General features: G+C 32.9%; 4 protein-coding genes, 1 pseudogene and 1 riboswitch. Of the genes and pseudogenes, 4 read left to right on the plus strand and 1 reads right to left on the minus strand.

What is annotated here, in order from left to right; all coding sequences use genetic code 11:
* Window positions 1-341: pseudogene (locus ACTHW2_RS11535) on the minus strand (hypothetical protein); the annotation flags it as partial.
* 213 nt (window positions 342-554) lie between these two features.
* Here ACTHW2_RS11535 and ACTHW2_RS11540 point away from each other — a divergent pair.
* From ACTHW2_RS11540 to ACTHW2_RS11555, 4 genes are all read left to right on the plus strand, one after another.
* Window positions 555-1,409: an NAD(P)H-hydrate dehydratase gene (locus ACTHW2_RS11540; RefSeq protein ID WP_442264067.1), complete on the plus strand. Its 855-nt coding sequence runs from the start codon at window positions 555-557 to the stop codon at window positions 1,407-1,409.
* A gap of 74 nt (window positions 1,410-1,483) precedes the next feature.
* A riboswitch (Lysine riboswitch) is annotated at window positions 1,484-1,670 on the plus strand.
* Between the two features lie 98 nt (window positions 1,671-1,768).
* Window positions 1,769-2,641: a transporter substrate-binding domain-containing protein gene (locus ACTHW2_RS11545; RefSeq protein WP_442264068.1), complete on the plus strand. Its 873-nt coding sequence runs from the start codon at window positions 1,769-1,771 to the stop codon at window positions 2,639-2,641.
* A 24-nt stretch (window positions 2,642-2,665) separates the two neighbouring features.
* A complete protein-coding gene (locus ACTHW2_RS11550) occupies window positions 2,666-3,391 on the plus strand; it encodes an amino acid ABC transporter permease (protein WP_442264069.1) in 726 nt (241 codons plus the stop codon).
* Window positions 3,392-3,413: 22 nt separating this feature from the next.
* Window positions 3,414-4,084 (plus strand): amino acid ABC transporter ATP-binding protein (locus ACTHW2_RS11555; protein WP_442264070.1); only part of this gene is annotated, 671 nt, incomplete at its 3' end.

Consider the following 4,084-nt stretch of genomic DNA (forward strand, 5'->3'; position numbering starts at 1 on the left):
TCTACATAAGTATCTCTCATAAGAGAGGTGATTTTAATCTTTTTATGTACTTTATCAAGACTTGCTATCATAATACTATCAGATCTACCACCGTTTAGGGCATCTGGTTCATCTAATCCAAAAAGTGCTATATTCATTACATCCTTATCTTCCATTACATCGTCGCTTATACCAAGATCTACATCATCTGTAGGTATTTTGACATTGTCTAATTTATTTAAAGTATTATATCCATATACTATAACTGCTCCTATAATTGCAAATAAAATCATGGAGCTTAGAAACACTTTTAAAAAGGATCTTCTTTTTCTACGACGTTTCTTTCGTTCCTTTCGGGACATTTGATTCTTCCTCCTAACCTAAATTTAAATTATGAAATATATCTTTATTATTATATCACAATTATACAAAATATAGTAAAAAATATATTAATAACACATTAATTACATATTTGTACTTTGTTTTATTATGTAGATTTATATTATAATATTGAATATTTTGTAAATATTTGGGTAAATGTTTCTAATATCAATATAAAAGGAGAGTGATATTTTATGGAAGGTTTACTGGAGAAAAGAAGAGTTAATACGCATAAAGGAAACTATGGACGTGTTGGAATCATCGGAGGTAGTATAGGGTTTACTGGAGCACCTTATTTAGCATCACTTGCTTCTCTTAGGGCAGGCTCTGGATATGCTTATACTCTTGTACCAGGTGAAATATCTGAGGTGATGAGTGTAAAACTTACGGAGGCAATTGTAAGACCTATTGACGACAATAGGAAAGGTAGTTTTACTATGGAATCCTTGCAAGATATACTTAAATACACAAAAGATATGGATGCTTTAGCAATAGGCTCTGGTATGGGGGTGGATGCAGATAGAACTTACATAGTTAAAAAAATCATAAAAAATGTAAATGCACCAATAGTTTTAGATGCAGATGCTATAAATTGTATTTCAAATGATCCTGATATGTTAATGGAACATAAAGGCATTATAATAGCAACACCTCATCCAGGAGAGATGGCTAAGTTTTTAGATATAAGTATAGAAGAACTTCAAAAAAATAGAGTGCATTATAGTGAATTAATATCTAAAAGATACAATATAATAATAGTTTTAAAGGGATATAAAACTGTAGTTGCACATCCAAATGGTCATACATATATAAATAATACAGGAAATCCAGGTATGGCTACAGCTGGAACAGGAGATATACTTACTGGTATGATAGCTTCATTTTTAGGACAAGGTATAGATCCTTTTGATTCAGCAAAACTTGGAGTTTATATTCACGGAATGGCAGGAGATATAACTCAGGAACAAGTAGGGGAATATGGTATGATAGCAAGTGACATTATAAACAATATACCGATGGCTATAAATTCATACAATTCACAAAAATAAGAAAATGCTTGACAAAATACTTTATCCGTGTTAAGCTTATATACAAATTAAATACAAAGCCTCATCCTATTCCTGGTTGAGGTAGAGGCGCAAGATGTTAAGAGTAACTATTATGGAGGTTGGAAACTGTAGATATAATGGTAAAAGGGGCACTTGCCGAAGTTTTAAACACCAAAGTTTAATTCTGGGACTATATTTTAATAGATATAGGACTGTCACCAATATACATACTCAGTATATTGATGTTGAGCTATCTCATTTAGAGTCAGAAAGGAGAGGTGTAATAGTAAGTCGATGATACACCTGATAGCCATTAGGTGTTTTTTTTATACAAAAAAATAGAAAAAGGAGAGATTATAATGAGAAAAAAATTTATTAGTATTATGGTATTATCACTTATAGGACTTTTTATATTAGGCGGTTGTGCAGCAGAAGATGAAAGTAAAACAAATGGTGAAGAGGCAGGCGATGGTGAGGAAACAGAAAATGTTGAAAATACAGATACGTTTAAAGTAGGACTTGAAGCAGGATATGCTCCATTTAACTGGACACAACTTGATGATGCAAATGGTGGAGTTCCAATACAAGGTTCAAAAGAATTTGCTGGTGGATATGATGTTCAAATAGCTAAAAAAATAGCAGATGGTTTAGGTAGGGAGTTAGAAATAGTTAAAATAGGTTGGGATGGTCTTGTTCCTTCACTTAATTCAGGTATGGTAGATGCTATAATAGCAGGCATGAGCCCTACTGCTGAAAGAAAAGAGTCTATAGACTTTTCCGAGAACTATTATAATTCAGACCTTGTAATGGTAGTAAAAAAAGGTGGAGAATATGAAGACGCTAAGGTTTTAGATGATTTTTCTGGTGCAAATATTACAGCTCAACTTAATACTTTCCATTATAGTGTAATAGATCAAATAGATGGAGTTAATAAAGATACAGCTATGTCAGACTTCCCAGCTATGAGAGTAGCACTTGAATCTGGAATAATAGATGGTTATGTTTCAGAAAGACCAGAGGGTGTAAGTGCTTCAGCTGCAAATGATAACTTCTATATGGTGGAATTTGAAGAAGGATTTGAGGCTTCAGAAGAAGATACAGCTGTTGCTGTAGGACTTAAAAAAGGTAGCGATCTTATTGATGATATAAATGAAATCGTGGAAGAAATTTCACAAGAAGAAAGACAAGAAATAATGGATGATGCAATATTAAATCAACCATCAGCTAATTAGTAGTAATTTAAGGAGAGAAAATAAATGAGTTTAGAAGTTATGAAAAATATGCTTATAAAGAACTGGCCCTTTTTTCTAAGAGGGGCCGGTATCACACTGTGGATATCTATTATAGGAACTATAATAGGAGCTATCATAGGGCTTTTAGTAGGAGTTGTAAGAACAATACCTCTACCTGAAGAAGGTGGAAAAAGAACAGTTCTAAGGATCGTAAATAGGATACTTGCAATGTACATAGGTTTTTTCAGAGGTACTCCTATGATGGTTCAAGCTATGGTAATATATTTTGGTACTGCAAGTGTGTTTCAAATACAGATAAATAGGCTATTTGCAGCTATATTTATAGTCTCTATAAATACGGGAGCATATATGTCGGAAATTGTAAGAGGAGGAATCAACTCTGTAGATAAAGGGCAGTTTGAGGCAGCTCATGCTATAGGGATGGACCATGTTACTACCATGAAAGAAATAATACTTCCACAGGTTATAAGAAACATACTACCTGCTACAGGAAATGAGTTTGTAGTAAATATAAAAGATACTTCTATGCTTAGTGTTATAGGGGTTACGGAACTCTTTTTCCAAACAAATTCTATTGCGGGAGCTTCCTTTAAGTATACAGAAGCGTTTTTTATTACAAGTGTAATATATCTTGTAATGACTATGACTGTTACTAAGATTCTTAGAACTTTTGAAGATAAGTTGGCGGGAGCAGATACTTATTCTATGGTAGAGGACAAGGTGGAGTAAGATGAGTGGAAAGGAAAAGATAATGGATAAAATAATTAATATAAATCATTTAAAAAAGAGTTTTGGAGATAATGAAGTTTTAAAAGATATAGATTTTCATGTAAACTCTGGAGAGGTTGTTTCCATAATAGGATCATCTGGTTCAGGGAAATCTACACTACTTAGATGTATAAATCTACTTGAAAAACCAAGTGGTGGAGAAATAATGTATAGAAATGAAAATATATTAGCTAATAATAACGATATAAACAAATATAGAACTCACCTTGGTATGGTGTTCCAAAACTTTAATCTATTTAATACTTTAAATGTATTGGAAAACTGTACAATAGGTCAAACAAAGGTTTTAAAAAGAGCAAAAAAAGAAGCGGAGAAAATAGCAATAGAAAACCTAAAAGTTGTAGGAATGGATAAGTATGTAAATGCTAGACCAGCTCAGCTGTCAGGTGGACAAAAGCAAAGAGTTGCTATAGCAAGAGCTCTTTCTATGGAGCCGGATGTACTTCTCTTTGACGAACCTACTTCAGCACTTGATCCTGAAACTGTTGGAGAAGTTTTAAGAGTTATGAAAGAATTAGCAAGTAAAGGTCTTACTATGGTAGTTGTAACTCACGAGATGGAGTTTGCAAGAGATGTATCTGATAGAGTTATTTTTATGGATAATGGAGTTATAGTAGAAGAAGGGCCTCCAAC

The organism is Tissierella sp. (assembly GCF_052089545.1).
In the GTDB taxonomy this organism is placed as follows: domain Bacteria; phylum Bacillota; class Clostridia; order Tissierellales; family Tissierellaceae; genus Tissierella_A.

What these genes read in the sequence shown, in the direction of transcription:
- ACTHW2_RS11540 (WP_442264067.1), top strand. Translation starts at nt 555, where the DNA reads ATGGAAGGTTTACTGGAGAAAAGAAGAGTTAATACGCATAAAGGAAAC.
- ACTHW2_RS11545 (WP_442264068.1), top strand. Translation starts at nt 1,769, where the DNA reads ATGAGAAAAAAATTTATTAGTATTATGGTATTATCACTTATAGGACTT.
- ACTHW2_RS11550 (WP_442264069.1), top strand. Translation starts at nt 2,666, where the DNA reads ATGAGTTTAGAAGTTATGAAAAATATGCTTATAAAGAACTGGCCCTTT.